The sequence below is a fragment of the Vibrio sp. 10N.261.52.A1 genome (assembly GCF_002876325.1).
Taxonomy (GTDB): Bacteria; Pseudomonadota; Gammaproteobacteria; order Enterobacterales; family Vibrionaceae; genus Vibrio; species Vibrio chagasii.
Genome location: NZ_MCYD01001165.1, coordinates 1 through 5,037, shown reverse-complemented (window position 1 = coordinate 5,037; position 5,037 = coordinate 1). Strand labels below are relative to the sequence as shown.

3 protein-coding genes are annotated in these 5,037 nt (G+C 43.4%); all 3 read left to right on the top strand.

Annotated features, from left to right (window positions below; genetic code table 11):
- The first annotated feature begins 212 nt into the window (after positions 1-212).
- From BCT81_RS24935 to BCT81_RS24925, 3 genes are read left to right on the top strand one after another with little or no spacing between them, the layout of a single operon-like run.
- Complete coding sequence (locus BCT81_RS24935) at positions 213-3,422, top strand: response regulator (protein ID WP_102426203.1); 3,210 nt, start codon at positions 213-215, stop codon at positions 3,420-3,422.
- 9 nt (positions 3,423-3,431) lie between these two features.
- Positions 3,432-3,908: a hypothetical protein gene (locus BCT81_RS24930; RefSeq protein ID WP_102426202.1), complete on the top strand. Its 477-nt coding sequence runs from the start codon at positions 3,432-3,434 to the stop codon at positions 3,906-3,908.
- 1 nt (position 3,909) lies between these two features.
- Positions 3,910-4,977, top strand: coding sequence for a sulfate ABC transporter permease (locus BCT81_RS24925; RefSeq protein WP_102426201.1), 1,068 nt, complete (start codon positions 3,910-3,912; stop codon positions 4,975-4,977).
- The last annotated feature ends 60 nt before the right edge of the window (positions 4,978-5,037 follow it).

The following is a 5,037-nucleotide window of genomic DNA, read 5'->3' as shown; positions in this document are numbered from 1 at the left end:
CTGTATACCCATCACCATCTATTAGAAAGAGAGTTTAAAGACCTATACAGATGTGATTAGAAGTAAGAACTATTCATTCAATCAAAATAAGCATCGGATTCATAAGAAGTTATACTCCTCCCACACTTCAAAAAAATTAACCCGCACAAAGTTTCAATATCGCTATTTTTACTCTACTGTTTTTAGATAAAAACAGTTGAATGGATCCTTATATGGCTAATACGGTCTGGAATAACCTTTCAGTCAAACATAAACTCTTTGGCTTAGTTCTACTTCCCATTTCACTTTTGCTCTTCCTCGCTGGCAGACAAGCCTATATCTTGACGACACAGTTAACTGATTTTGAGCGAACCAATCAGTTATCTGTCTACCTTCAAGATATTTCTATCTTATACAGAAGCACCTTAGCGTCGAGTCCTGAAGAGTTTACCGCTCAAAGTGAACAAGTTAAGTTAGAACTCAAAACCTTATCTCCTATTATCTTCCTCGGGGCTTCTGATGACATGGATCAGTTAGTCGCGGATTTTAGCGAAGCTACCCTATCGACTATGGAAGCAACGGACACTTACGATAAATTGGATGCCCAGGAGTGGCAGAGTGATTTATACAAACAGTTGTTGCTAGAGATAGAAAAAGTACCGTTCGAGAATACCAAGCGAGAAATCCAACAGCACCTGACCGCCTTACAACAACTCGAATGGTTAATGTTCTGGTCGAACGAAGAATTTAAATTGGGTACCTCACTTATTGAGATATTCCAAAGTAGCCAAGAATACGATCCCGAACTCGCAGAACAGATTAAAACCCTGAGTGAAAGGCAACAACTGTTTTTGGAACGCTTCGTGTCATTGAATGCCAATGAACACCAGGTTTCACTAATGGTTGAAGTGTTCAGAAATGATGTGTTTGCTCAAAGCCAAGAAATAAGAAACGCTCTACTAGATCTCAACGCTCTCAGTGGGTTAACACCTCAAGAGATATCTGTCGGCTTGGAAGCAATGAGCGCGCGACTGAACCTATTACAGAGTTTAGGGAACGTCATCAAACAAGAGTTCCAAGTTGAAGTTGAACAAGCAATCTCAGCGGCTCAAGTACAAAGAACATTATTCATCTCTTTAGTCGCCCTACTCGCAACGATTGTTATGGGCTTAACGCTGAGCTTAGCAAGACAGGTAACCAATAATCTTGGTTTGGTTCTGAAGTTCTTAAAGAGTGAGAATGATGAAACTCGCCCTTCTCTGGAAAAGCTCATTCAAGGTAAAGATGAACTGAGTTTATTCGCTCAACAAGTCGAACGTTTAACTATCGAGAGAGAACACGCCAAAGAAAAACTCACGCAAGCAAAAGAAGACGCAGAGCGAGCGAAAGATCACGCAATACAAGCGAGTAAGGCAAAAAGCAGCTTCTTAGCCAACATGTCACACGAGATCCGTACCCCGTTGAACGGCGTTATCGGTATCTCAGAGATCCTTTCTGATACTCCATTAACCCCGACACAGCGTGATTATGTAGACACCATAGAAACCTCTTCTCAACTCTTGCTCAGCTTAATCAATGACATTTTAGACTTCTCGAAAATCGAATCGGGTATGTTACTTATCAGCCCACATTCTGCGTCTATCCGCGAATCAATTTATGATATTGCGTCGATTGTTGCGCCAAAAGCCAAAGAACAAAAAATATCAATCAACGTTGATATCAGCCCGGATACTCCAGCTCGAGTGATGATCGACGATCACCGTCTAAGACAAGTCCTGATGAACTTCATGTCGAATGCTGTCAAGTTCACAGCTGAAGGTGGCGTTACCCTCTCAATCAACACGCTCCAACAAGCTGATGACAAGGTTAAGGTTCGCTTTGCAGTGCGAGATACGGGGATTGGTATCGATAAGCAACAGCAAAAACAGATCTTCGAACCTTTTGCGCAAGAAGATGACTCGACGACTCGTCAGTTTGGGGGCACTGGTCTTGGACTTGCCATCAGTACTCAGCTCGTAGAACTAATGGGCGGACAAATACAATTAGACTCAGTGAAAGGCGAAGGTAGCTGTTTCTATTTCGACTTAGAATTAGCGGTTGATCTAAGGCTACCTAAACCAAGCACGGCTTCTTCCGACATCTATATTCTTGGGCATGCTAATTTACTTTCAGAGCGTATCGAAAACGACCTAAAACTTTACGGATTAGAAGTCGCGCAAACCACCGATAATACGAGCGAGATTAGTGACCAAATTACCACCAAACAACACACAAAACCGACTACGGTTATCTTTGCGGAAAGCGATGAGTTCCAAGCCAGTGACTATGCCGATCAGCTATATTCGCTTCATAAAAATGGCGCGACCATTTGTTTGATTCGTTCCTTCCTCAGCGACCCTGCCGACATCGGAGAATGTATCGCGGCACAAGTGTCACAACCCTTACTCGGCCTTCGCTTAATAAAAGCGATCGAACTTTGCGATACACAAGGCTTAGCTGATCTATCGAGTGCAAGCCAGTCCGAGCTTCAGGTTCAACATAAGATCTTGATTGTCGAAGATAACAAGATAAATCAAAAAATAGCCGGTCTACACGTCGGGAAAAGTGGGTTCGAATTTGAGTTCGCTAACAATGGGCAAGAGGCCGTGGATATGTTTACCGCGAATCCTCATTACGCAGCAATCTTGATGGATTGTATGATGCCTGTTATGGATGGCTTTGAGGCAACGGGGCACATTCGACGTATCGAGAAAGAGACAGAAGCAACCCGCCGCGTCCCTATCATTGCGTTGACTGCCAGTGTCATCGATGACGACATTCAAAAGTGTTTCGATGTAGGTATGGACGATTACGTGCCTAAACCGTTCAAATTCGAGATGTTAAAAGAGAAAGTGCTAACGGCAGTAGAAGCAATACCACTGCCGGCAACACACGATACACTGCCAAAGTTCAATTCGACAGTCCCCCCTATCCACAGTGCCGCATCAGTGACGCAGGCACCTAAATTAGCCAGCGCAACCCAAACCATATTGCCTGAAGAACCAAAGGAAGAATTGATACCAAGTAAGTCTGAAAAGATCCTCTTGGTAGAAGACAACCGCGTAAACCAGAAAGTAGCCTCGGTTATGCTTAAAAAAGCAGGTTATGCCTTTGAAATCGCGGATAACGGACAGATTGCCGTTGATATGTATCAGAACGACAGCAGCTTCGACATTATTTTAATGGACTGCATGATGCCGGTGATGGATGGTTTCACCGCAACCAGGGAGATTAGAGAGCACGAGAAAAACCTAGGCTTAACAAAGACTCCTATCATCGCGTTAACCGCCAGCATTATCGACGATGATATTCAAAAGTGCTTTGATTCGGGAATGGATGGTTACGTTGCGAAGCCCGTAAGAAAAGAGAAACTATTCCACCAAATTGAAAGCGCGACTTGCTAGGAGAAACCAATGGATTGGAAGAAAACAATAAAAGCATTCCAGTGCAGAGCTGCGTTCGTCGCCGTACTAGGGCTATTAGGAAGTCTACTTCTTGTTAGCCCAGCTCATGCAGCGGAAGACTACGCCATATTCTCTTTAGACACAGAGTTTGAAGCGATTTCTATTAACAAAGCAAGAAAGCTATATCGAGGAAAAACCAAACGTCTTAACGGCAAACGTGTAGAACTGTCAGATTGGCCTGAAAACAGTGCTGAAAGAGAGGAATTTTACCAACTATTACTTGGAAAGAACGCCGCTCAAATGAATGCTCATTGGGCCGGTTTATCTTTTTCAGGAAAAGCTCGTTATCCAAGAGAAATCAAAACGGCGTCAACAGACAGCTTAGTGGACTGGCTTGATGACAAACCAAACCGTATTGGTTACTCCCCACTCTCTTCGGTACCTCAAAATGCCAACGTTCTCTACGTTATAAGTTCGGAGAAATAATATGAAAAGAATAATTACGTCAGTACTATGTGCTTCAATTGCTTCTCCGGCTTTCGCCATTATCGAACTCACCGACAACTTATCCTTGAGTGGCTTTGGCTCTACCTCTTGGGCAACATCTGACAACGATAACCCATTGATTATTAATCGCGGATTTACCGATGAAAGTTGTTACGATTGCGATACGAGTTTCGGTGTCCAACTCGACTATTTCTACAACTCATTTAAAGCGTCGGTACAAGTTGTTAAAGCTCCTCAGTACGACTGGAGTGACCCGCAATTAGAATGGGCTTACCTTGGTTATGAATTCAATGATTTTGATGTCAGTATCGGGCGATTGAGACTGCCTCTCTTCCTTGCATCTGAGTACTACTATGTTGGGCAAGCCTACATGACAGCAAGGCCACCTACAGAAGTGTATAACGCCGTATTAGGTATAACCGCATTTAACGGGATTAAAGTCAGCTGGACTCATGATGTGAGTGATGAGGCAACGCTGTTACTCTCCCCTTTCTTTGGCGTAAAAGACAAAAACGAAGTTGATTTTAATTCGAGTACAGAGCTGGAATTTGAAACCAATCGCATGTTTGGTGCCAACCTTCAGTTAAGTGGAGAGAACTATCGTTGGAATTTGTCCTTCCTCGACTCCAACTTTGATCAGACTGTTAAGATTAAAAACGTTGGTGCGTTACCCACTGCAGACAACCAACACATCCAGCTTTGGTCTTTGGGTGCTGAGTATGAATTTGGTCAAGCGGTACTATCAAGCGAAGGACAAATCAGTGACTTCTCTTCATCGATGTATGCAAGTCTAGGCTACAGATTGAATTCGTTTACGCCTTATGTCGTTTATGGTGCTGAGTTTGACCCAAACGAACACCTCACAGGCAACAGCTATTTGATTGGTATCGATTACGACGTATTGCCGAACGTGTCCCTTAATGGTGAAGTGCAATACTTTGAAGCTCGTAAGACAAACGGCGCCTTTGTTGAAGACTTCAATCCACTGACGGGCTTTGATGATAAAGATGCAGTGCTCTATACCATTATGCTGAGTTTCGTGTTCTAAACTCTACCGAGTAAACACATCACCAGTAAAACGAAAAGCCCAAGAGTGAACTGACCCCCA